The sequence below is a fragment of the Streptomyces sp. 6-11-2 genome (genome assembly GCF_006540305.1).
Lineage (GTDB): Bacteria > Actinomycetota > Actinomycetes > Streptomycetales > Streptomycetaceae > Streptomyces.
In genome coordinates this window covers 4,083,309-4,105,080 of sequence record NZ_BJOR01000001.1, presented here as the reverse complement: position 1 = coordinate 4,105,080, position 21,772 = coordinate 4,083,309, and the positions used below count along the sequence as shown (strand labels likewise).

Genomic DNA, 21,772 nt, shown 5'->3' with positions numbered 1-21,772 from the left:
CGTTACATCTCCTCGGCTACGTACCGCTGAAGCCAGGCCCTGAAGTCCGGGCCCAGGTCCTCACGTTCGCACGCGAGTCTGACAATGGCACGCAGATAGTCGCCACGGTCCCCGGTGTCGTAGCGGCGGCCCTTGAAGACGACGCCGTGCACCGGGCCGCCGGCCCGCTGCTCGTCGGTGGTCGCCGACGCGTGCGCCTCGGCCAGGTGCTGCAGGGCGTCGGTGAGCTGGATCTCACCGCCGCGGCCGGGCTCGGTCTTCCGGAGTATGCCGAAGATGTGCGGGTCGAGGACGTAACGGCCGATGATCGCGTAGTTGGAGGGGGCCTGCGCCGCGTCCGGCTTCTCGACCAGGCCGGTCACCTGGACGACGTCGCCGTCCTCGGTGGCCTCCACGGCCGCGCAGCCGTAGAGGTGGATCTGCTCGGGCGTGACCTCCATGAGGGCGATCACACTGCCACCGTAGGTCTCCTGGACCTCGATCATCCGCTGGAGCAGCGGGTCGCGCGGGTCGATCAGGTCGTCGCCGAGCAGGACGGCGAAGGGCTCGCTGCCCACGTGCGGGGCCGCGCACAGCACCGCGTGGCCCAGGCCCCTGGGGTCGCCCTGGCGGACGTAGTGGATCGACGCGAGGTCGCTGGACTCCTGCACCTTGGCGAGCCGCTCGCCGTCGCCCTTCTTCTCCAGGGCCGACTCCAGCTCGTAGTTGCGGTCGAAGTGGTCCTCCAGCGGCCGCTTGTTCCGGCCGGTCACCATGAGGACGTCGTCGAGGCCCGCGGAGACGGCCTCCTCGACCACGTACTGGATCGCCGGCTTGTCGACGACCGGCAGCATCTCCTTGGGAGTGGCCTTGGTGGCCGGCAGGAACCGGGTACCAAGACCTGCCGCGGGAATGACAGCCTTGCTGATCCTGGGGTGCGCCTGTGTCATGGCCGCAACCCTATCCGCTGCCTTTGCGCGGAATCTGCCTCTCCGGTTAATTGACTCTCATATGAGCAGACATACCGGTATAAGGAAAGGTACGGAAGGACCAGTGAGCCACACCGGACATGACGCCGAACCTGCCAAGCGCACCTTGCGGCGAGAAATCCTCACGGTGAGGAAGACGTTGACCGTGGATGAAGTGCGGGAGGCGGCGCACGCGCTGGCGGAGCACGCCCTGGAGCTGCCCGAGCTGACGCGGGCGCGCACCATCGCCGCGTACGTCTCCGTGGGCACCGAACCGGGAACCCCTCCGCTCCTCGACGCGCTGCGCGCGCGGGGCACGCGCGTGCTGCTGCCCGCGCTGCTGCCCGACAACGACCTGGACTGGGGCGCGTACACCGGGGAGGGTTCCCTCGCGCGCGTGCAGCACGGCGGGAGGATGGCGCTGTTCGAGCCGGCCGGGGAGCGTCTCGGCCCCGACGCCGTGGCGACCGCAGACGTGGTCCTGCTGCCCGGCCTCGCCGTCGACGCGCGCGGGATGCGCCTGGGGCGCGGCGGAGGGTCCTACGACCGCGTCCTGGCCCGCCTGGAGGCCGCGCGGGCGCATCCCGCCCTCGTGGTCCTGCTGTACGACACGGAAGTCGTCGAGCACGTCCCCGAGGAGCCCCACGACCGGCCGGTGCAGGCCGTGGTGACACCTTCGGGGGTACGCCGCTTCACCTGACGCGCACCGCTTCCGGCTCGGCCGACGCGGCTTCGGCCGCCGGCCCGGCCCGGGTACGGCCCGGGCCCAGCTCGGGTACGGCCCGGGTGCGGCCCGAATACAAACCGGGTACGGCCCGGGTACGGCGAAGGCCCTCCACGCGCGTGTGGAGGGCCTTCGCCGCCGTTGTGGCCTCAGCGGCTCACGGCTTGAGCACCAGCGTGTCGCTCGTGCTCCTGTCGACCGCGTTCGGCGAGAAGGACCACGAGAGCAGCTCGCCCTTGGCCCACTTGTCCGTCTGGTCGGTGTAGTGGGCGCTGAAGGCGTGCCCGGAGGCGCCGGTGAGGTTGATCCACTTGGACTTGTCGAGGTCGTCGAGGTTGACCACCATCCGCATGGACGGCACCCACACCACGCCGTAGCCGCCGGCGGCGTTCCAGCCGGAGGCGTTGACCGCGGCCTCGCCGCCGCTCAGCTTCCAGGGCCCTCGGTTGAGGACGTACTTCAGGACGCCGGGTCCCTCGGTGCCCAGGGTCTGGTTCTTCAGGAACAGGCGGTGCAGCCGGCCCCAGCTCCAGGTGTCGATGTCCTTGCCGAGCTTGGCGGTCAGCTCCCAGCGGGCGTCGATCATGGCGCGCTTGAACAGTTCGTCGCGGTTGTCCGCCTTGGGCCGGGTGCCCGACGCCGGGGTCTTCCACCAGTCGCTGTCCGGGCTCTCGACGAGCCCCCGGACCACCTCGAACCAGCGGTCGCCGCCGTCCGGCTGCGCCTGGTCGGCGTCGCGCTGACCGCACTCGCGGACCTTCTGGTTCTCGTCGGCCGGGCCCGTGTTGCCGGCCGGCTCCACCCACAGGCACTGGCCCTTGACCCGCAGCTCCTTGGGCAGCTTGTTGCCGAAGGCCAGCTTGAGGATGTTGCGCCAGACGGCGTTGAAGTACGCGGCGGCGGCCGAGTCGGCGTCCTGCGTGCGGTCCCAGCCCTCCAGCAGCTTCTGCGCCTCGCGGACGTCCTTGTCGCCGATGTCGATGTTCAGCAGCTTGGGCACCAGCAGGTTGGCGATCGCGCTGCTGTTGTCCATCTGCATCTGGCGCATGTCGTCGGTGGAGATCTTGCCGCCGCCGTCGATCTTCTGCTGGATCAGGTCGGTGATCCGCCGGCTGCGGGTGCCGTACCCCCAGTCCGTGGTGAGCGCGTACGGGTAGGACTTCGGGTCGACGACGGCCTGGTTGGCGGTGACGATGTAGCCGCGCTTGGGGTTGTACTCGTAGGGCAGTTCCTGCGGCTTGATGTAGCCGGTCCAGTCGTAGCCGGAGTCCCAGCCCGGCGACGGGACGGAGCCGTCGTCGTTCTTCGCGCGCGTGGGGATGCGGCCGGGCAGCGTGTAGCCGATGTTGCCCTTGGTGTCGGCGTAGATCAGGTTCTGCGAGGGCACGTCGAACAGCTCCGCGGCCGACCGGAAGGACTTCCAGTCCTTCGCGCTGTTCATGGCGAAGACGGCGTCCATGCTGGTGCCCGGCTCCAGCGCGGTCCACTTCAGGGCGATCGCGTAACCGTCGCCGCGGTCGGGCGCCGCGGTGGTGACCGTCGCCTTCTTGCCGACCGCCATCAGTTCGTCGGAGCGGTCGGACAGCAAGGGCATTCCGTCGCTGGTCTCGCGCACGACGATCGTCTTGGACTTGGCGCCGGCGACCTTGATGGTCTCCTGGCGGGTCCGGAACGGCACCGTCTTGTTGTCGCGCAGGTAGCCGTCGCCGCTGAGCTTCTCCAGGTAGAGGTCGGTGACGTCGACACCGGAGTTGGTCATGCCCCAGGCAATGTCCTGGTTGTGGCCGATGATCACACCGGGCATGCCCGCGAAGGTGTAGCCGGTGACGTCGTACGGGCACGCCTTGGAGAGTTCGCGGCAGTGCAGGCCCATCTGGTACCAGACCGAGGGCAGCGAGGCCGACAGGTGCGGGTCGTTGGCGAGCAGCGGCTTGCCGGTGATCGTGTACCGCCCGGAGACGACCCAGGAGTTGGAGCCGATGCCGTTGCCGTTGACGCCGACGGCCGTCGGGAGGCCGTCCAGGACGTCGTGGAGGCCCATCAGCTGGCTCTGCACATCGGAGGTGCCGCTCGCGTCAGTCGCAGTGCCGGTGCCGCCGCCCGTGCCCGACGAGTCGGCGGAACCGGACGTGCCGGTGCCGGTGCCGATTCCGGTCGAAGTGCCGGTGCCGCCGCTCGTGTCCGTCGTGCCGCCGCTCGCTTCGAACGCCTGAGTGAGCTCGTTGTAGTGGCCCTCGCTGACAATCGGCTTGTTCCGGCTGTACGGGTAGTCCGGGTAGAGATCCTTGATCTGCTTCGGGCCGAGGCGGCTGGTCATCAGCGCCCGGTCGATCTCGTCCTGCATGTTGCCGCGCAGGTCCCAGGCCATCGCCTTCAGCCAGGCGACCGAGTCGACCGGAGTCCACTGCCCGGGCTTGTAGTCGTTGGCGAAGCCCAGGGCCGCGTACTCCAGGGAGATGCCCTTGGCTTCCCGCCCCTTGAGGTAGGCGTTGACTCCCTGGGAGTATGCCTGGAGGTACTTCTTGGTGGAGGCCGACAGCGTCTTGTCGTACTCCTGCCGGGCGACCCGGTCCCAGCCCAGAGTGCGCAGGAACTCGTCGTTCTTGATCTGGCCCTTGCCGAACATCTCCGACAGGCGCCCGGACGTCATGTGCCGGCGCACGTCCATCTCGTAGAACCGGTCCTGCGCCTGGACGAAGCCCTGCGCCATGAACAGGTCCTCCGAACTGGAGGCGTATATCTGCGGAATGCCGCTTCCGTCCCGTTTGACGTCGACGGGTCCCGACAGGCCCTGCAGCGTGATGGTGCCCTTGGTCTGCGGGAAGGAGGCGCGCACGGTGCTGACGGACCAGTAGGCGCCGTAGGCGGTGCCTCCGGTGAGAGCCAGGACCAGGACAAGCGCGACCAAGCGGGCTTTTCGCCCCTTCTTCCTGCCGGACTTGGCGGCCTTGTCACCCGTTGAGGCGGTGGTGTTCGGGGGCATCGCTGTCCTTGCTGTCCTAACGCGAGCGGCAGGTCGGGCTGTGACTTCGAATGAACGCTGGAGCAACCATAGGCGCAGGGCCCGGTAGCACTTGACGCGGAGTCGGGTCCAGCGGCGGCGAGACGTCTCCATCTCGTCACGGGACGCGTCAAGAAAGCGTCAAGAGTTAGGTAAGGTAACGAAGTAAACCGGGAACTCGCGGAAGGAACCGCTGCTGACTGTTCACCACCTCAACCAGCTCCTGCTCGCCTGCTCGGTCGTCCTGCTCGTCGCGGTCGCAGCGGTCCGGATCTCCTCGCGCAGCGGGCTCCCCAGCCTGCTCGTCTACCTGGGGATCGGCGTCGTCATGGGCTCGGACGGCCTTGGCCACATCCACTTCACCAACGCCGAACTGACCCAGGTCATCGGCTACGCGGCCCTCGTCGTGATCCTCGCCGAGGGCGGTCTCGGCACGAAGTGGAAAGAGATCAAGCCGGTCCTTCCGGCCGCCGCCACCCTGGCGGTGGTCGGCGTCGCCGTGAGTGTCGGCGTCACAGCGGCCGCCGCCCACTACCTCGCCGGCCTGGGGTGGAGTCAGGCGCTGATCATCGGCGCGGTGGTGTCCTCCACGGACGCGGCGGCCGTCTTCTCGGTGCTGCGCAAGATCCCCCTGCCCGCGCGCGTGACGGGCACGCTGGAAGCCGAGTCCGGCTTCAACGACGCCCCCGTGGTCATCCTGGTCGTCGCTTTCTCCACCGCGGGACCGATCGAGCACTGGTACGTCCTGGTGGGCGAGATAGCCCTGGAGCTGGCCATCGGCGCAGCCATCGGCCTGGCGGTGGGCTGGCTCGGTTCCTGGGGCCTGCGGCACGTCGCGCTGCCCGCCTCCGGCCTCTACCCGATCGCCGTCATGGCGATCGCCGTCACGGCGTACGCCGCCGGCGCGCTGGCCCACGGCAGCGGCTTCCTGGCCGTCTACCTCGCGTCGATGGTGCTCGGCAACGCCAAGCTGCCGCACTGGCCCGCCACCCGCGGCTTCGCCGAAGGGCTCGGCTGGATCGCCCAGATCGGCATGTTCGTCATGCTCGGTCTGCTGGTCACCCCGCACGAGCTGCTCGACGACGTCTGGCCCGCCCTCGTCATCGGCCTGGTGCTGACCATGGTCGCGCGACCGCTGGGCGTGGTGGCCAGCCTGCTGCCCTTCCGGGTGCCGTGGCAGGAACAGGCCCTGATGTCCTGGGCCGGACTGCGCGGCGCCGTGCCCGTCATCCTGGCGACGATCCCCATGGTGAACGGGGTCGACGCCACCCACCGCATCTTCAACATCGTCTTCGTCCTGGTCGTCGTCTACACCCTCGTGCAGGGGCCGACCCTGCCCTGGCTCGCCCGCAAGCTGCGGCTGGGGTCCGGAGAGGAGGCCGCCGACCTCGGCATCGAGTCGGCGCCCCTGGAACGGCTGCGCGGCCACCTGCTGTCCGTCGCCATCCCCGCCGGGTCCCGGATGCACGGCGTCGAGATCAACGAGCTGCGGCTGCCATCCGGGTCCGCGGTCACCCTGGTGGTCCGCGAGGGCAAGTCGTTCGTACCGCTGCCGACCACCACCCTGCGGCGCGGCGACGAACTCCTCGTCGTCGCCACCGACCCGGTCCGGGAGGCGGCCGAACAGCGCCTGCGCGCGGTCGGCCGGGGCGGCAAGCTGGCCGGATGGCTGGGCGCCGACGGAGCGGGGGCGGGCAGCCGAGGCTGAAGAGGGGTCCCCGCGCCCCTGTACGATGAGGGAGCACCCTGATCGAACCAACTCTGCCTGACGCAGAGCTGGCGCGACCGTATGGCGGCCGGGTAGTCCCCCGCAGTGGGCGCCGGTATCTACCGCAGTCCGCGCAAGAGGACAGCTCTCGGCGCGCCCGCACGCCCGGGCCCGCGCTACCAGGCGGCAGAAAGGCACGGGCCGTGGGATCCACGGTCACCAGCTCCGAACCGGCGCCGGCCGCGACGGCATCCTCCCGCCCTGGATACGGGCAACTACTGCGCACCCGCGGCGCCTGGACGTTCCTGCTCCCCGGTTTCGCCGCGCGCCAGCCGTTCGCGATGCTCACCATCTCCATCGTGCTGCTGGTGCAGCACACCACCGGCTCCTACGGCGCGGCAGGCGCCACCGCGGCCGTCACCGGCGTCTCCATGGCGCTGTTCGCGCCCTACAGCGGACGCCTCGCCGACCGCTACGGACAGCGCGCGGTACTGGTCCCCGGCGTTCTGGCGCACACCCTCGCGGGGCTGACGCTGACCGCGCTCGCCCTGGCCCACGCCCCCCTGTGGGCGCTGTTCGCGGCGGCCGTGCCGACCGGCGCCTCCGTGCCGCAGGTCGGCCCGATGGTGCGCGCCCGCTGGGGCGTCATGCTCAAGGACTCGCCGCTGATGACCACCGCGGCCGCCTTCGAGTCCGTCACCGACGAGCTGACGTTCGTCGTCGGCCCCCTTCTGGCGACCGCCCTGTGCACCACCGTCACCCCGGCCGCCGGACTGGTGACGGAGGCCGCGCTGACCCTGGTCGGCGGTCTGCTGTTCGCCGCGCAGAAGCGCACCCAGCCGCCCGTCACCGGCGGTGGGCACACGCGCGTGGAGCAGACCCCCGCCCTGCGCGTCCCCGGCGTGCGGGTGCTGATCGCGACCTTCCTCGGCATCGGCTCGGTCTTCGGCGGCATGCAGGTCTCGCTGGCCGCGTTCACCGAGTCGATCGGCGAACCCGGCCTCAACGGCGTGCTGTACGGAACCTTCGCCGCGGGCAACATGATCTCCGGCGTCGTCTGCGGCGCGATCGCCTGGAAGACCGCCCCGCAGCACCGTCTCCTCGTCGGCTACACCGCCCTGGCGCTGGCCGCGTCCGCACTGTGGACCGCGCACTCGGTGCCGCTCCTGGCGGCGCTCGGCCTCCTGGTCGGCATGTGCATCGCACCCGCCCTGATCACCGGCTACACCCTGGTGGAGAGCCTGGTCCCGGCCGGCGCCCGCACCGAGGCGTTCACCTGGCTCACGGGCGCGGTCGCGCTCGGCCAGGCGGCGGCGGTCACCGTCGCCGGGCAGCTGGAGGACCGCCTGTGGGGCGGCGCCGGCTTCCTGGTGCCGATGACCGGCACGGTGCTCGCCCTTCTCGCCCTGGTCGCCCTCAGGTCGCGGCTCGCGGCCCGGTCGCAGGGCCGCACGGTCGCACGTGGCGTCGGTCACCGCGCTCACGTCACAGTGGACTGATCCTCGGGAATACGTCACTATGGACCGTCGTTAGCACTCATCGAGTGAGAGTGCCAGGAGGAAGACAGTGCCCACCTATCAGTACCAGTGCACCGAGTGCGGCGAGGGCCTCGAGGCGGTGCAGAAGTTCACCGACGACGCGCTCACCGAGTGCCCCGGTTGCGGTGGCCGCCTGAAGAAGGTGTTCTCCGCGGTCGGCATTGTCTTCAAGGGATCCGGCTTCTACCGCAACGACAGCCGCGGCTCCTCGTCGAGCAGCAGCGCGGCGTCGTCGTCGAAGTCGTCGAGCCCGTCTTCCTCGGGTTCCTCGTCCTCCTCGTCGGGGTCGTCCTCCGGCTCGTCCTCCTCGTCGGGGTCGTCCGGGTCGTCCTCGTCGTCCACGAGCTCGGCCGGCAGCTCCGCCGCCTGACGTCTTCCTTCCGGGACCCCGCCGTCGTGGGACGGTGGGGTCCTCGGCGTGTGCGCGGACGCCGGTGCCGCGGCAGGCAGCGTTCGCCCGTCAAGGAGCGGCGTCCCGTGCGCGCTCCGGGGGTCCTCCTGCTCGAAGAGCTCGGAGGAGCGTGCCGGGCGTCGCGACGGGGCGAACGTTGCCTGCCGGGGCACTAGTGTGCTGGTCATGGCGAACGCAGAGATCGGTGTCATCGGCGGTTCCGGCTTCTACTCGTTCCTCGACGACGTGACCGAGGTCCGGGTGGACACGCCGTACGGGGCACCCAGCGACTCCCTCTTCCTCGGTGAGGTCGCCGGGCGGCGGGTCGCCTTCCTGCCCCGGCACGGCCGGGGCCACCACCTCCCGCCGCACCGCATCAACTACCGGGCCAACCTGTGGGCGCTGCGCTCCGTGGGCGTGCGCCAGGTGCTCGGGCCCTGTGCGGTGGGCGGGCTGCGCCCCGAGTACGGGCCGGGCACGCTGCTCGTGCCCGACCAGTTCGTCGACCGTACGAAGTCCCGGGCGCAGACCTACTTCGACGGGCTGCCGCGGCCCGACGGCACGGTGCCGAACGTCGTGCACGTCTCGGTGGCCGACCCGTACTGCCCGGTGGGCCGGACGGCCACGCTGAAGGCGGCGCGCGGGCGGGACTGGGACGCGGTGGACGGCGGCACCCTCGTCGTGGTGGAGGGGCCCCGCTTCTCGACCCGGGCCGAGTCGTTGTGGCACCAGGCGCAGGGCTGGTCGGTGGTGGGCATGACCGGCCATCCCGAGGCGGCGCTCGCCCGTGAACTGGAGCTCTGCTACACCTCGATGACGCTGGTCACCGACCTGGACGCGGGCGCGGAGACCGGCGAGGGCGTCTCGCACGAGGAGGTGCTGCGGGTGTTCGCGGCCAACGTGGAACGGCTACGGGGCGTTCTGTTCGACGCGGTGGCCGCGCTGCCCACGACCGAGCAGCGGGACTGCCTGTGCGCCGGCGCGCTGGGCGGGATGGACCCGGGGTTCGCGCTGCCGTAACGGGGCGGAATTGCTCCTTCGAGTGAGGGAGTTGTCCACAACCGGCGGGTAGCACACGGGCTCCGGCGGGCGGCGGCGCGATGCCTCATCGTGGGCGTGGCAAGCCGAAATCCCCGTCGCTGGTGGTGGTCCGCATGTCCCTGCCGTCTCCGTCTTCTCCGTCCCCTGCCTCTCCGTCCTCTCCGTCTCCGTCCTGGCCGGTGTCGTCTTCTCCGGTGCCGTCTTCTCCGGTGCCGTCTTCTCCCTTGCCCTCCCCGTACCTGCCGTCCTCTCCGCTGCCCTCCCCTTTGCCGGGCCTCTCTGCTTCACCGGCGCCGCCCACGCGGTCCTCTCCGTACGCGACCGGCACGGAAGCCCCGGCCACGTGTGAGGTGCCGCACTTCGCGCCGGTGCGTGTGCGCGGCGGGCGGTACGGGCTGCGGCGGCTCGTACGGCACCGGGGGCGCGCGGTGGCGGCCGGGCTGGCCGTGACCGCGGCCGCGCTCGTGGCGGCGGGCCCGCGGGATGCTCCGGACCCGCCTCGCGGCGGACCGGCCCGTGGACAGCCGGCTCCGGCCGACGGAGCCGGTCGGGCCGCCGGGCGCCGCGGCACGGACGAGGCGCGCACGGTGATCGCGCCCGTGCGCATCGCGGACGCGGCCACGGTCCGGCTGCTGCGCCCGGGCGACCGGGTCGACGTGATCGCCGCGGAGGATCCGGCGACGGGCGGGCAGGCCCGGGTGGTCGCACACGGGGCCCGGGTGGCCAAGGTCCCGGAGCCCGTGGACGACGGGGCCGGGGGCGGGGCGCTGGTCGCGCTGTCGGTACCGCGCTCCACCGCGGCGGGGCTGGCCGGGGCGAGCGCGACAGCCAGGCTGGCGGTGACCCTGTGGTGAGCCGTAGGTTGCGGAGCTGTTCGTTCCGCACGTCGAAGTTGCATGTCCAAGGAGGGGCCCCAGGTGAGCGACAAGAAGGACCCGAGTGTCTGGCAGGGCTTCAAAGCCTTCCTGATGCGCGGGAACGTCGTCGATCTGGCAGTAGCGGTGGTCGTCGGCGCCGCCTTCACCAACATCGTCAACGCGGTGGTGAAGGGTGTGATCAGTCCGGTCATCGGAGCGATCGGCACCAAGAACCTCGACCATTACGACTCGTGCCTGAGCGCCACCTGCAAGGGCGATCAGGGCATCCAGATCATGTGGGGTTCGGTCCTCGGCGCCGCTCTCCAGTTCCTGATCACCGCCGCGGTGGTCTACTTCCTGATGCTCCTGCCCATGGCGAAGTTCCTGGCCCGCCAGGAGGCGCGGAAGAAGGCCAGGGAGGGCACGGAGGAGGTCGTGGAGGTGACCGAGCTGGAGGTGCTCAAGGAGATACGCGACGAGCTGGTCGCCCGGCGCCGCTCCGGATACGGCGAGCGGTAGCGTCCGCGGTCCGGCGGCCCGCGCGCCTCAGAGGTGGTGGGGAGGCTTCTCGTCCAGGAAGCGCTTGAGGTCGCCGGCGGCGTCGCCTTCCGTGCGCTCGCCCCACCCGCGGTCGGTGTCGTCCGTGGACTGCTGGTTCAGCGGGTCGTCGAAGATCAGCGCGGTCTTCGGGTCACGCGGTTCGGGGGCGGGCTCGGGGGCGGTACTCATGCCTCAAGGGTACGGTCCGCGGCAGGCGGCGTGACGTTGCACGCCGTTCCTCCGAAGAGGCCCGTGACTGCGTCTCGCCCGGGAGACTGGCTCCCATGACAGTGGACGCTCTGACGGACGTCGAAGGCGTGCGGGTGGGACATGCGACGCGCACGGGCGGCGGTTGGCTCACCGGCACGACGGTCGTGCTCGCGCCGGAGGGCGGCGCCGTCGCCGCCGTGGAGGTGCGCGGTGGCGGCCCGGGAACCAAGGAGACCGACGCCCTCGATCCGCGCAACCTGGTGCGGACGGTGGAGGCGGTCGTCCTGACCGGCGGCAGCGCCTACGGGCTGGACGCCGCCTCGGGGGTGATGGCCTGGCTGGAGGAGCGGGGGCGCGGGGTCAGGGTCGGCCCGGAACCTTCGCACGTCGTACCGGTCGTACCCGCCGCCTGCGTGTTCGACCTGGGCCGCGGCGGTGACTTCCGGGCCCGGCCGGACGCGGCCACCGGGCGCGCCGCGGTCGAGGCCGCGGCGGCGAGCGGGGCCGGCGAGCGCGTGCCGGAGGGGTGCGTGGGCGCCGGGACCGGGGCGGCCGTGGGACCGCTCAAGGGAGGAGTCGGCACGGCGAGCACGGTGCTCGACTCGGGCATCACGGTGGCCGCGCTGGCGGTGGCCAACGCGGTGGGGTCGGCGGTCGATCCGGAGACGGGGGTGCTGTACGGGGAGTTGTTCCAGGGACCGGTGGACCATCCCGAAGCGCGGGTGCACGAGGCCGCGCGGCGGCGCCTCGCCGAGGCCGCCGCGAGGAACGCGCCTCCCCCGCTGAACACCACCCTGGCAGTGGTCGCCACCGACGCGGACCTGACCAAGGCGCAGGCGCAGAAGCTGGCCGGCACGGCGCACGACGGCATCGCGCGCGCCGTACGTCCGGTGCACCTGCTCAACGACGGCGACACGGTGTTCGCGCTGGCCACCGGGGCGCGTCCGCTCGACCCCTCACCGCTCGCCCTGAACGAGATCCTCGCGGCGGGCGCGGACCAGGTGACCCGCGCGATCGTCCGCGCGGTACGGACGGCCGAGGCGGTGACCGGACCGGGCGGGGACTGGCCGGCCTACGAGGAGCTGTACGGCGCCCGTTGACCTCCGGCACCGCCCTCTGGTCGGCCCCTGCCTCACAACGCCCTTTTGACCTGCGGATTTTGACGGAACAACGCCTCACACGGGAACTTCTCGCGCCGGCCGGCCGTTTTCCCCGTGGACGTTTTCTCGGTTCGCGGACATGATGCTCGACCGAGGGGCTACGGTATGCACCCACAAGGTGACATGCAGCAACGCCGGGAGAAACCTTGAGCGTTCCGTACGAGACGACTGCGTACGAGCCACGCGAGTCGCCCGGGTCTCCGGAGGAGCACCTCGCGCGACTGCTCGGCCGCGCCCTGAACTCCTTCGAGTTACCCGACGAGACCATACGGCGTCTCGACTGCGCCCTGGCCTACGACGGTTCGCTGCACTCGGCGCACCACAGCGCCGGACTGCACCGGGAGACCTACCGGCACACCTGGCTGCTCGCCGACGGCTCGGCGCTCACCCTCTGGGAGCTGGTGCACAACACCGCGCCGGGCAGCGAGGTGCAGCACGAGGTGTACGACGACGAGGAGGAGTTGAGCACCGCCACGGCACGACTGCCGCTCCCGCCGGACGCGCCGGAGTTCGAGCTGCCGGTACTGGTCCAGCTCTCGCCGCCGCCCCAGGCACGGCACGCGTACGCGTCCGACGACTCCGCCGACCACGCACGCCGTCTGCTGCGGCGCGCGGAGAATGCCGACCGGCCGGGCGCGGATGTCGCGTCGCTGCTGGCGGCGGCGTCCGGTCACCGGATCACCCAGGCCTTCGGCCGCCCCTGCCGCGCAGGCCGCGCCGGGCTGTGCTTCTCGCTCTACGAGCACGCGTTCCTGCTGGACGACGGCGTGGAGATCTCACTCTGGGAGGTCGAGCACACGGCGACCCCGGACGGTCGCCACATGTGCGAGGTGTACGTGACGGAGGACGCGGCCCGCGGCGCGATGGAGCGGCGCGCGGCTCAGATGTCCTAGACCTCGTCGGCCGGTGCCAACGGGTACGGCGTGGAAGCGACCGCCGCCCGCTCTGCCGAGGTGAGCCTCAACGACCGTTGCCGAGCCGGCGTACCAGGCCCGCGAAGGCGTCCTTCTCCTCCGGGGTCAGTTCCACGAACTCCCGGCCGGGTCCTGCCCCTCGCTGGAGCGGGAGGCCCGACAGCCTCGGGGCGGAATGCTGTCGAGCGGTCTCGAGGCGGATGTCGCGCCGGATGCGGGCGAGGCCGACCAGGCAGGCGACGGTCAGTGCGGCGGGGACGGCCACACCTATCCACATCAGGGTCGAGACATGCTGAGGCATGTGCTCAGTAGACACCACGGTCCGGGACTTTGGTCCCGGACCGTGATGTATCTCGCAGGTGCCGTGAACAACTCACAGTGCGCCAAAGGGACAAGGACGCAGGAGGGAGCTGCTCAGGCCGCCACCGGCTGCTTCCGGTCGGCGGGCTCGGCCGGTGCGCCCTCGCCTGACTCGGCGGCCGCCGCGCCCACCGGCTTGCGCAGGGTCTTCAGGGCGACCACCAGGGCGGTGGTCACGCACACGCCCGCCGCGATGGCGATCAGGTAGAGGAACGGGTTGCCGATCAGCGGGACCACGAAGATGCCGCCGTGCGGAGCGCGGAGCGTGGCGCCGAAGACCATCGACAGGGCGCCGGTGAGCGCACCGCCGACCATCGACGACGGGATGACGCGCAGCGGGTCGGCCGCCGCGAACGGGATGGCGCCCTCGGAGATGAAGGAGGCGCCCAGGACCCAGGCGGCCTTGCCGTTCTCCCGCTCGGTGTGGGTGAACAGCTTGCCGCGCACGGTCGTGGCCAGGGCCATCGCCAGCGGCGGGACCATGCCGGCCGCCATCACCGCGGCCATGATCTTCATCGCGGAGTCGCTGGGGTCGGAGACCGCGATACCGGCGGTGGCGAAGGTGTAGGCGACCTTGTTGACCGGACCGCCGAGGTCGAAGCACATCATCAGGCCGAGCAGCGCGCCGAGCAGGACGGCGTTGGTGCCGGTCAGTCCGTTCAGCCAGTCGGTCATGGCCTTCTGCGCGGTGGCGATGGGCTTTCCGATGACCACGAACATCAGGAACCCGACGACCGCCGAGGAGATCAGCGGAATCACCACCACCGGCATGATGCCGCGCAGGGCCGCCGGAATGCGCACCTTCTGGATCGCCATCACCACACCACCGGCGATCAGACCGGCCGCCAGACCGCCGAGGAATCCGGCGTTGATGGTGAGCGCGATCGAGCCGCCGACGAAACCGGGGACGAGTCCGGGGCGGTCCGCCATGCCGTAGGCGATGTAGCCGGCCAGCACCGGGACGAGGAAGGCGAAGGCCACACCGCCGATCTGGAACAGCAGGGCGGCCCAGCTGTCGGCCTGGGTCCAGACGAAGTGGTCCATCACCGACGGCGCCTTGTTGATCTCGTAGCCGCCGATCGCGAACCCGAGGGCGATCAGCAGACCACCCGCGGCGACGAAGGGAACCATGTAACTGACGCCGGACATGAGCCACTTGCGCAGCTTCGTGCCGTAGCCCTCGCCCGCTTCGCCTGCCCGCTCGACCGGCGTGCCGCCCGGCGCGGGCGCCGCGCTCACCTCACCGCGCGCGGCCTTGCCGCGGACCTCGGTGATCAGTTCGCCGGGCCGGTTGATGCCCGCCTTCACGCCGACGTCGACGACCGGCTTCCCGGCGAAGCGGTCCTTGTCGCGTACGGGGACGTCGTGGGCGAAGATCACGCCGTCCGCCGCCGCGATCACCGCCGGGTCGAGCCGGGTGAAGCCCGCCGAACCCTGGGTCTCGACGACGACCTCGACGCCCGCCTCACGGCCGGCGTTCTCCAGTGACTCGGCCGCCATGTAGGTGTGCGCGATACCGGTGGGGCAGGAGGTGACGGCGACGATCCGGAACGGACGCTCACCCTCGCCGCTCGCGTCCTTGGCGCTCACGTCCGTGGCGCTCGCGCCCGGCGCCGGTGCCGTGCTACCCGCCACGGCGCCGGAGGAGGCCGCCCCCGGCGTCGCGGCGGTGTCTTCGGGAGCGTCCTGCGCCTCGGCGGAGGCGCCTTCGGTGGTCGCGGCGGTGCCCTCGGTCCCCTCAGTGTCCGTGGCGGTGCCCTCGGCTCCTGCCGTGGCCTCGCCCGGAGTCTCGTCCCCGCGGATGAGCGCGGCAGCGGCCGCCGCGTTGTCCACCGAACGCAGCGCGGAGGTGAACTCGTTGTTCATCAGCTGCCGGGCCAGCGACGACAGGATCTTCAGGTGGGCGTCGTCGGCGCCGGACGGGGCCGCGATCAGGAAGATCAGGTCGGCGGGGCCGTCCGCCGCGCCGAAGTCGATCCCGGCCGCGCTGCGCCCGAAGGCGAGCGTCGGCTCGACGACGTGCTCGCTGCGGCAGTGCGGGATGCCGATGCCACCGTCGAGGCCGGTCGGCATCTGCGCCTCGCGGGCGGCCACATCGGCGAGGAAGCCCTCCAGATCGGTCACCCGGCCCAGGGAGACCATCCGTTCGGCGAGGGAGCGCGCCGCCGCTTGCTTGGTGTCGGCGGACAGGTCGAGGTCGACCAGGTCCGCGGTGATCATGTCGCTCATCGCGGGCTCCTTAGCGCGCGTATCGCCCGGTCAGTGGGATGGGCGGGGGTGGGGACGAGGGCAGTACGGGGAGAGTCGGAAGCGGTGCGGGGAGGGTCGGAAGCGGTGCGGGCCGGCGGAGGCGTCGTACGGCACCGGGTGCGGGGCGTGCGGGGGGTCATGTCACCGGCTCCTTCAGCACGCGGTCCACCGGCACGTCCGCCGTGACCGTCACCGCCGCCGGATCCAGGTCGGCGGGTGTCGGCATCAGGCTGCCCGGCAGCTGGACGGCGGCCGCGCCGTGCGCGACGGCGAGGGCCAGGGCCTCCGGGCCGGTGCCGTCGGCGATCAGGAACCCGGCGAGGGAGGAGTCGCCGGCGCCGACGTTGCTGCGGACGGCGTCCACGCGCGCGCTGCCGAACCAGGCGCCCGCCCCGTCCACGAGCAGCTGCCCGTCGGCGCCCAGGCTCGCGAGCACGGTGCGCGCGCCGAGCCCGCGCAGCTCCTCGGCCGCCTTCACCGCGTCGCCGACCGTCGCCAGGGAGCGCCCGACGGCCTCGGCGAGCTCCGCGGCGTTGGGCTTGACCACGTCGGGGCCCTCGCGCAGCGCCGCCAGCAGCGCGGGCCCGGAGGTGTCCAGCGCGATGCGCACTCCGGCCGCGTGCGCCCGCGCGACCAGGTCGGCGTACCAGGACGGAGCGAGTCCGCGCGGCAGGCTGCCGCAGCACGCGATCCAGTCCGCGCCGCGCGACTGCCGCCGCACGGTCTCCAGCAGCGACTCCTGCTCCTCGGCGGAGAGTTCCGGACCCGGTGCGTTGATCTTCGTCAGGACGCCGTCGGCCTCCGCGAGCGCGATGTTCGAGCGGGTGGCCCCGGCGACCGGCACCGGTGCGACGTCGATGCCCTGCGCGTCGAGCAGGTCCGCGACGAGGGCGCCCGGGGCGCCGCCCAGCGGCAGGACGGCGACCGTGCGCCGGCCGGCGGCCGCGACGGCGCGCGAGACGTTCACGCCCTTGCCGCCCGGGTCCATGCGCTCGCCGGTGGCCCGGACGACCTGGCCGCGTTCGAGCGCGGGGACCTCGTAGGTGCGGTCCAGGGAGGGGTTGGGGGTGACGGTGACGATCATGCGCGTACTACTTCCGTGCCGCCGCGCTCGATGGCGGCCGCGTCCTCGGGACTCAATCCGCTGTCGGTGATCAGCAGGTCCACGTCGTTCAGGCCGCCGAAGCGGGCGAAGTGCTCCTGGCCGTGCTTGGCGGAGTCGGCGAGCAGCACCACACGGCGGGCGGCGGCGATCGCCGCGCGCTTCACCGCGGCCTCGGCGAGGTCGGGGGTGGTCAGACCGTGTTCGGCCGAGAAGCCGTTGGCGGCGACGAACAGCACGTCGGCGCGGATCTCGCCGTAGGCCCGCAGCGCCCAGGCGTCCACGGCGGCGCGGGTGCGGTTGCGTACCCGCCCTCCCACGAGGTGGAGCTGGAGACCGGGGTGGTCCGCGAGGCGGGCCGCGATCGGCAGGGAGTGCGTGACGACGGTGAGCGAGGCCTCCAGGGGCAGGGCGGCAGCCACACGGGCCACCGTCGTACCGGCGTCGAGGATCAGCGTGCCCTCGGCCGGCAGTTCGGCCAGGGCCGCCTTGGCGATGCGGTCCTTCTCGTCGGCGGCGGTGGACTCGCGCTCGGTGAGGTCGGGCTCGAAGTCGAGACGGCCGGCCGGGATGGCGCCGCCGTGCACCCTGCGCAGCAGGCCCGCGCGGTCGAGGGCCTTCAGGTCGCGGCGGATCGTCTCCGCCGTCACCTGGAACTCCTCGGCGAGCGACACGACGTCCACGCGGCCGCCGTCCCGGGCGAGCCGGAGGATCTCCTGCTGCCGCTCCGGTGCGTACATGTCCACTCGCCTCCGACTGATGCCCGAACTTGTGGTTTCTCCCGGAGGCTACGCCTGAATGTCCAGGAAGTAAACAGGTTCGGGCATCAGACCGGGCATGAACGGACTTCCGGTTGTGTCCGGGTACGCCGATGGGGCCCGGCACCGCTCGGGTGCCGGGCCCCATCGGCCCTCTTTCGCGCAGGTCAGCCCACCAGCTCGCCCGACCGCTGCGCCACCACGGCCGGCTCCCCGGCCTCCTCCGCCCCGGCCTCCTCGGCGTCCTCCGCCTGCCGGCCCGGTCGCTTGGGCAGGGCCGCCATCAGGACGAAGATGACGCCCAGCACCGCCGCCACCCACACCAGCGCGTGCTGGAAGGCGTTGACGAAGGCCGGGCCCACCTCGGCCGGGGCCAGGCGGTCGCCGATGACCCCGAAGAACACCACCGACACCAGCCCGAGGCCCAGCGCGTTGCCCATCTGCTGCACGGTGTTGATCAGCCCGGACGCCGAACCCGCGTGCTCACGCGGGACCTCCGAGAGCACCGCGTCGGTCAGCGGCGCCACGATCAGGCCCATGCCCAGGCCCATCACGACCAGCGGGAGCGCCATCTGCCAGGGGGCGATGTGCAGGCCGTACCGCTCGGACTCCCAGATGTAGAGCAGGACACCGGCCGCCATCACCAGCGCACCGGCCTGGAGCACCTTGCGGCCGAAGCGCGGGACCAGCTTCTGCACCGACATCCCGGCCGCGGTGGACACGGCGATCGAGAACGGTACGCCCGTCAGGCCCGCCCGCAGCGGGCTCCAGCCCAGGCCGACCTGCATGTACAGCGTCCAGACCAGGAAGAACACGCCCAGCGCGACACCGAAGACGGTCTGCACCGCGATGCCCGCGGCGAAGCTCTTCACCCGGAACAGCGACAGTTCGATGAGCGGCGAGCCGTCCCGCGCCGCCTTGCTCCGCTCGTACGCCACCAGGGTCGCGAAGACCACCAGCGCGCCCGCCATCGAGACGTACCCCCAGACCGGCCAGCCCAGCTCACGGCCCCGGGTCAGCGGGTAGAGCAGCATCAGCAGACCCAGGGTGACCAGGGCGACCCCGACGAGGTCCAGCTTCAGGGCCCGAGGGGCCTTGGACTCGCTGATGAAACGGTTGCCGAGGACGAGGGCCAGGACGCCGACGGGCAGGTTGATCAGAAAGATCGGCCGCCATTCCAGCCCGAACAGGTTCCACTCGGTGAGCAGCGCGCCGAGCAGCGGGCCGGAGACCGCGCCCAGGCCGACGATCGCGCCGAACAAGCCGAAGACCTTGCCGCGTTCGTGCGCCGGGAAGGTGGCGTGCACGATCGAGAGCACCTGCGGGACCATCATCGCGGCCATGGCGCCTTGCAGGAGACGGGCGGCGACCAGCATGTCGGGGTTCGCGGCGAAGCCGCACAGCGCGGAGGCGAGGGTGAAGCCGCCGATGCCGAGGAGGAACAGCCGCTTGCGGCCGTGGATGTCGCCGAGCCGGCCGCCGGTGATCAGACCGGCCGCGAAGGCGAGGGCGTACCCGGCGGTGATCCACTGGATCTGGCTGAAGGACGCGCCGGCGTCCTGCTGGATGGACGGAATCGCGATGTTGACGATCGTGACGTCCACGAGGTCCATGAAGGCCGCGGTCATCACGATCGCCAGCGCGAACCAGCGACGGCGGTCGGCGGTCGGGGCCGGGACCGGGGCCGGGGCCGGGCTGTCGGCAAGGGTTTCGGTGGAGGACATGACGCCAAACTAGGCAGGCATTAGGTCAGACCATGTCCTACTTCTGCGGCATTCTCGGATTCATGACGACGGACACTCCGGCCCGGCTCCTCCAGTTGCTCTCCCTCCTCCAGACGCCCCGGGAGTGGCCCGGCGGTGAACTCGCCGGCCGGCTCGGGGTGTCCCGGCGCACGGTCCGGCGGGACATCGACCGGCTGCGTGAGCTGGGCTATCCGGTGCAGGCGACCAAGGGGGCGGACGGCGGCTACCGGCTGGTCGCGGGGAAGGCCATGCCGCCCCTCGTGCTCGACGACGAGGAGGCGGTGGCGATCGCGGTCGGGCTGCGCGCGGGGGCCGGGCATGCGATCGAGGGCGTCGACGAGGCGTCGGTGCGGGCGCTGGCGAAGCTGGAACAGGTGCTGCCGACCCGGCTGCGGCATCGCGTCTCCACGCTTCAGGCCGCGACGACTCCGCTGACCAGCGGCGACGGGGCGAGCGTCGCGACGGAGACGCTGACGGTCATGGCCTCCGCGGTGGCGGGGTACGAGCGGCTGCGGTTCGCCTACCGGGCCGGCGACGGGGCCGTGACGCGGCGGCTGACGGAGCCGTACCGGCTGGTGTCGACCGGTCGGCGCTGGTACCTCGTGGCGTACGACCTGGACCGCGCGGACTGGCGGACGTTCCGCGTCGACCGGGTGAGCGAGCCCTTCGCCACCGGTGCGCGGTTCGCTCCGCGGGAGCTGCCGACCGGGAGCGCGGCCGAGTACCTCCGGCAGTCGATGTACCGCAGGCAGGAGACCTACACGTTCACGGCGACCTTCGCCGACCCGGCCGAGGTGGTCGCGGCGCGGCTGCCCGCGTGGCTCGGCGCACCGGAGCCGCTCGACACGGGCGGCTGCCGGCTGCGGGCCACGGTCGGCGACCGGGTGGAGTGGCTCGCGGTGCGGCTGGCGATGCTGGGTTGCGAGTTCACGGTGGAGGAGCCCGACGAACTCGTGCAGTGCGTACGGCAGTTGGGGGCGCGACTCGCGCGGGCCGGCCGGGGCGGCGGCCACTCTCCGGCCCGTGCCCCGGGCGACTGAAGGGGAGCCGGGCTCCGGCGCCCCGGGGGGAGAGGCGCCGGAGCCCGGCTCTGGGAAAGTCCCGGCGCCGGGGGGAGTGCGTCGGGACTTGGCTCTGGACTTCAGTGCGTTCCGCCGAAGCGACCTGGAGCCGGTCCGGTCCGGAACCCGTCCGGCGGTCGAACTCCTGGGCTCTGAAGGGTTGTTCCCGTGCCCCCGCCGCTTGAAGCGGCGGTACACGGCCATGTTTGCGCGGCCTTTCGCCACCGGGCGTACGCGGTCGCCCGGCGCACCGGCAGCCTCACGCGCCCGGTCTGCCCGGTCTCACCACGCCCCGGCCGGGGCGGACGTCCTCCGGGGCGGGCATCCGTGCTCGCCCCTGGACGTTCCCCTGGCCGGATCCCGTTCGGAACGGCCTCACGCCGCCGCGTCGAACCCGGTGTCGCGGGCCAGCTTCTTCAGCTCCAGCAGCGCGTGCTTCTCGATCTGGCGGATGCGTTCACGCGTCAGGCCGTGCTCCTTGCCGACCTCGGTGAGCGTACGCTCGCGGCCGTCCTCTATGCCGTACCGCATCTTGATGATCGAGGCCGTGCGCTGGTCGAGGCGGCCGATGAGGTCGTCGAGCCCCTCGCTGCGCAGCAGCGTCATGACCGACTGCTCGGGCGACACCGCGGAGGTGTCCTCCAGGAGGTCACCGAACTGGGTCTCGCCCTCGTCGTCCACCGACATGTTCAGCGAGACCGGGTCACGGGCCCAGTCGAGGACGTCCGAGACGCGCTCGGGCGTCGAGCCGAGCTCCTCGGCGATCTCCGCGGGCTCCGGGTCGCGGCCGTGCTCCCGGTTGAACTCGCGCTGGACGCGGCGGATGCGGCCCAGTTCCTCCACGAGGTGGACGGGCAGCCGGATGGTGCGCGACTGGTCCGCTATCGAGCGCGTGATCGCCTGGCGGATCCACCAGGTGGCGTACGTCGAGAACTTGAAGCCCTTGCGGTAGTCGAACTTCTCCACCGCGCGCACCAGACCGGCGTTGCCCTCCTGGATCAGGTCCAGCAGGGGCAGGCCACTGCGCGGGTAGCGCCGGGCGACTGCCACGACCAGCCGCAGGTTGGAGCGGATGAAGACGTCCTTCGCCCGCTCCCCCTGGGCGACCAGGGCCCGGAGCTCCTCGCCGGTGGCGTCCGTCTTCGTCTCCTCGTGCCGGTCGAGGATCTGCCGCGCGAACACACCCGCTTCGATGATCTGGGACAGCTCGACCTCCTTGGCGGCGTCGAGCAGCGGTGTACGCGCGATCTCGTCGAGATACATGCCGACCAGGTCGCGATCGGCGATCTCGCCGCCATGGGCGCGAACACTGCTTGCCGCGTCGGCCGTCTCGCCGGTGGCGGACTGACGACGGGCGACGGCACGGGTTGCCATGCGTGCTCCCTTGCGATGGTGGGTCAGCGGGCGGTCCTTCAGATGCTCGGCACCTGCTTCGGAACTCTCCTCGGGTGCCCGGCATCCGATG

19 protein-coding genes are annotated in these 21,772 nt (G+C 71.7%); 10 read left to right on the top strand and 9 right to left on the bottom strand.

Annotated features, from left to right (window positions below; translation table 11 throughout):
* Positions 1 to 2: 2 nt before the first annotated feature.
* A complete protein-coding gene (galU, locus tag TNCT6_RS18015) occupies positions 3 to 929 on the bottom strand; it encodes a UTP--glucose-1-phosphate uridylyltransferase GalU (protein ID WP_141360334.1) in 927 nt (308 codons plus the stop codon).
* A 103-nt stretch (positions 930 to 1,032) separates the two neighbouring features.
* Between galU and TNCT6_RS18010 the strand changes: the two genes are divergently transcribed.
* The gene (locus tag TNCT6_RS18010; protein ID WP_253266147.1) at positions 1,033 to 1,647 is read left to right on the top strand and encodes a 5-formyltetrahydrofolate cyclo-ligase; all 615 of its coding nucleotides are present in this window, start codon (positions 1,033 to 1,035) and stop codon (positions 1,645 to 1,647) included.
* A gap of 181 nt (positions 1,648 to 1,828) precedes the next feature.
* On the opposite strand, the gene TNCT6_RS18005 is transcribed toward TNCT6_RS18010, so the two are convergent.
* Positions 1,829 to 4,654, bottom strand: coding sequence for a penicillin acylase family protein (locus TNCT6_RS18005; protein ID WP_141360332.1), 2,826 nt, complete (start codon positions 4,652 to 4,654; stop codon positions 1,829 to 1,831).
* A 214-nt stretch (positions 4,655 to 4,868) separates the two neighbouring features.
* Between TNCT6_RS18005 and TNCT6_RS18000 the strand changes: the two genes are divergently transcribed.
* From TNCT6_RS18000 to mscL, 6 genes are all read left to right on the top strand, one after another.
* Entirely contained in the window at positions 4,869 to 6,380 is a 1,512-nt protein-coding gene (locus TNCT6_RS18000; protein WP_141360331.1) for a potassium/proton antiporter, read from the top strand.
* A 203-nt stretch (positions 6,381 to 6,583) separates the two neighbouring features.
* Entirely contained in the window at positions 6,584 to 7,879 is a 1,296-nt protein-coding gene (locus tag TNCT6_RS17990; protein ID WP_141360330.1) for an MFS transporter, read from the top strand.
* Positions 7,880 to 7,946: 67 nt separating this feature from the next.
* The gene (locus TNCT6_RS17985) at positions 7,947 to 8,288 is read left to right on the top strand and encodes an FmdB family zinc ribbon protein (RefSeq protein ID WP_141360329.1); all 342 of its coding nucleotides are present in this window, start codon (positions 7,947 to 7,949) and stop codon (positions 8,286 to 8,288) included.
* Positions 8,289 to 8,495: 207 nt separating this feature from the next.
* Positions 8,496 to 9,329: an S-methyl-5'-thioadenosine phosphorylase gene (locus TNCT6_RS17980; protein ID WP_141360328.1), complete on the top strand. Its 834-nt coding sequence runs from the start codon at positions 8,496 to 8,498 to the stop codon at positions 9,327 to 9,329.
* Between the two features lie 260 nt (positions 9,330 to 9,589).
* Positions 9,590 to 10,204, top strand: coding sequence for a hypothetical protein (locus tag TNCT6_RS17975; protein ID WP_253266417.1), 615 nt, complete (start codon positions 9,590 to 9,592; stop codon positions 10,202 to 10,204).
* Between the two features lie 63 nt (positions 10,205 to 10,267).
* Positions 10,268 to 10,726 carry a large conductance mechanosensitive channel protein MscL gene (gene mscL / locus TNCT6_RS17970; protein ID WP_172632942.1) on the top strand — a complete coding sequence of 153 codons (459 nt, stop codon included), beginning with the start codon at positions 10,268 to 10,270 and terminating at the stop codon, positions 10,724 to 10,726.
* Positions 10,727 to 10,753: 27 nt separating this feature from the next.
* Here the strand turns inward: mscL and TNCT6_RS17965 are convergent, their stop codons facing one another.
* Positions 10,754 to 10,936, bottom strand: a complete 183-nt coding sequence (locus tag TNCT6_RS17965; protein WP_141360326.1) for a hypothetical protein — start codon at positions 10,934 to 10,936, stop codon at positions 10,754 to 10,756.
* Between the two features lie 95 nt (positions 10,937 to 11,031).
* Between TNCT6_RS17965 and TNCT6_RS17960 the strand changes: the two genes are divergently transcribed.
* Positions 11,032 to 12,057 (top strand): P1 family peptidase, encoded by a 1,026-nt coding sequence (locus TNCT6_RS17960; protein ID WP_141360325.1) that lies wholly within the window; start codon positions 11,032 to 11,034, stop codon positions 12,055 to 12,057.
* Between the two features lie 206 nt (positions 12,058 to 12,263).
* Positions 12,264 to 13,010, top strand: coding sequence for a DUF6227 family protein (locus TNCT6_RS17955; RefSeq protein WP_141360324.1), 747 nt, complete (start codon positions 12,264 to 12,266; stop codon positions 13,008 to 13,010).
* Positions 13,011 to 13,077: 67 nt separating this feature from the next.
* Here the strand turns inward: TNCT6_RS17955 and TNCT6_RS17950 are convergent, their stop codons facing one another.
* The 5 genes from TNCT6_RS17950 to TNCT6_RS17930 form a co-directional block, all read right to left on the bottom strand.
* Entirely contained in the window at positions 13,078 to 13,332 is a 255-nt protein-coding gene (locus TNCT6_RS17950) for a hypothetical protein (protein WP_141360323.1), read from the bottom strand.
* 113 nt (positions 13,333 to 13,445) lie between these two features.
* Positions 13,446 to 15,620, bottom strand: a complete 2,175-nt coding sequence (locus TNCT6_RS17945; protein WP_141360322.1) for a fructose-specific PTS transporter subunit EIIC — start codon at positions 15,618 to 15,620, stop codon at positions 13,446 to 13,448.
* Between the two features lie 157 nt (positions 15,621 to 15,777).
* Positions 15,778 to 16,725, bottom strand: coding sequence for a 1-phosphofructokinase (gene pfkB, locus TNCT6_RS17940; RefSeq protein WP_141360321.1), 948 nt, complete (start codon positions 16,723 to 16,725; stop codon positions 15,778 to 15,780).
* A complete protein-coding gene (locus tag TNCT6_RS17935) occupies positions 16,722 to 17,483 on the bottom strand; it encodes a DeoR/GlpR family DNA-binding transcription regulator (protein WP_141360320.1) in 762 nt (253 codons plus the stop codon). Before TNCT6_RS17935 ends, pfkB begins: the two co-directional genes overlap by 4 nt.
* 185 nt (positions 17,484 to 17,668) lie before the next feature.
* Positions 17,669 to 19,225 carry an MFS transporter gene (locus TNCT6_RS17930; RefSeq protein WP_141360319.1) on the bottom strand — a complete coding sequence of 519 codons (1,557 nt, stop codon included), beginning with the start codon at positions 19,223 to 19,225 and terminating at the stop codon, positions 17,669 to 17,671.
* Between the two features lie 62 nt (positions 19,226 to 19,287).
* Here TNCT6_RS17930 and TNCT6_RS17925 point away from each other — a divergent pair, with 62 nt between their 5' ends.
* On the top strand, positions 19,288 to 20,286 hold the full coding sequence (locus tag TNCT6_RS17925; RefSeq protein WP_141360318.1) for a YafY family protein: 999 nt from the start codon (positions 19,288 to 19,290) through the stop codon (positions 20,284 to 20,286).
* Between the two features lie 396 nt (positions 20,287 to 20,682).
* Here the strand turns inward: TNCT6_RS17925 and TNCT6_RS17920 are convergent, their stop codons facing one another.
* The gene (locus TNCT6_RS17920; protein ID WP_141360317.1) at positions 20,683 to 21,681 is read right to left on the bottom strand and encodes an RNA polymerase sigma factor RpoD/SigA; all 999 of its coding nucleotides are present in this window, start codon (positions 21,679 to 21,681) and stop codon (positions 20,683 to 20,685) included.
* Positions 21,682 to 21,772: the final 91 nt, after the last annotated feature.

Excerpts from the sequence above, each read along its gene's own strand:
- galU (WP_141360334.1), bottom strand. The coding sequence starts at position 929 with ATGACACAGGCGCACCCCAGGATCAGCAAGGCTGTCATTCCCGCGGCA.
- TNCT6_RS18005 (WP_141360332.1), bottom strand. The coding sequence starts at position 4,654 with ATGCCCCCGAACACCACCGCCTCAACGGGTGACAAGGCCGCCAAGTCC.
- TNCT6_RS17980 (WP_141360328.1), top strand. The coding sequence starts at position 8,496 with ATGGCGAACGCAGAGATCGGTGTCATCGGCGGTTCCGGCTTCTACTCG.
- TNCT6_RS17965 (WP_141360326.1), bottom strand. The coding sequence starts at position 10,936 with ATGAGTACCGCCCCCGAGCCCGCCCCCGAACCGCGTGACCCGAAGACC.
- TNCT6_RS17960 (WP_141360325.1), top strand. The coding sequence starts at position 11,032 with ATGACAGTGGACGCTCTGACGGACGTCGAAGGCGTGCGGGTGGGACAT.
- TNCT6_RS17950 (WP_141360323.1), bottom strand. The coding sequence starts at position 13,332 with ATGCCTCAGCATGTCTCGACCCTGATGTGGATAGGTGTGGCCGTCCCC.
- TNCT6_RS17945 (WP_141360322.1), bottom strand. The coding sequence starts at position 15,620 with ATGAGCGACATGATCACCGCGGACCTGGTCGACCTCGACCTGTCCGCC.
- pfkB (WP_141360321.1), bottom strand. The coding sequence starts at position 16,725 with ATGATCGTCACCGTCACCCCCAACCCCTCCCTGGACCGCACCTACGAG.
- TNCT6_RS17935 (WP_141360320.1), bottom strand. The coding sequence starts at position 17,483 with ATGTACGCACCGGAGCGGCAGCAGGAGATCCTCCGGCTCGCCCGGGAC.
- TNCT6_RS17930 (WP_141360319.1), bottom strand. The coding sequence starts at position 19,225 with ATGTCCTCCACCGAAACCCTTGCCGACAGCCCGGCCCCGGCCCCGGTC.
- TNCT6_RS17925 (WP_141360318.1), top strand. The coding sequence starts at position 19,288 with ATGACGACGGACACTCCGGCCCGGCTCCTCCAGTTGCTCTCCCTCCTC.
- TNCT6_RS17920 (WP_141360317.1), bottom strand. The coding sequence starts at position 21,681 with ATGGCAACCCGTGCCGTCGCCCGTCGTCAGTCCGCCACCGGCGAGACG.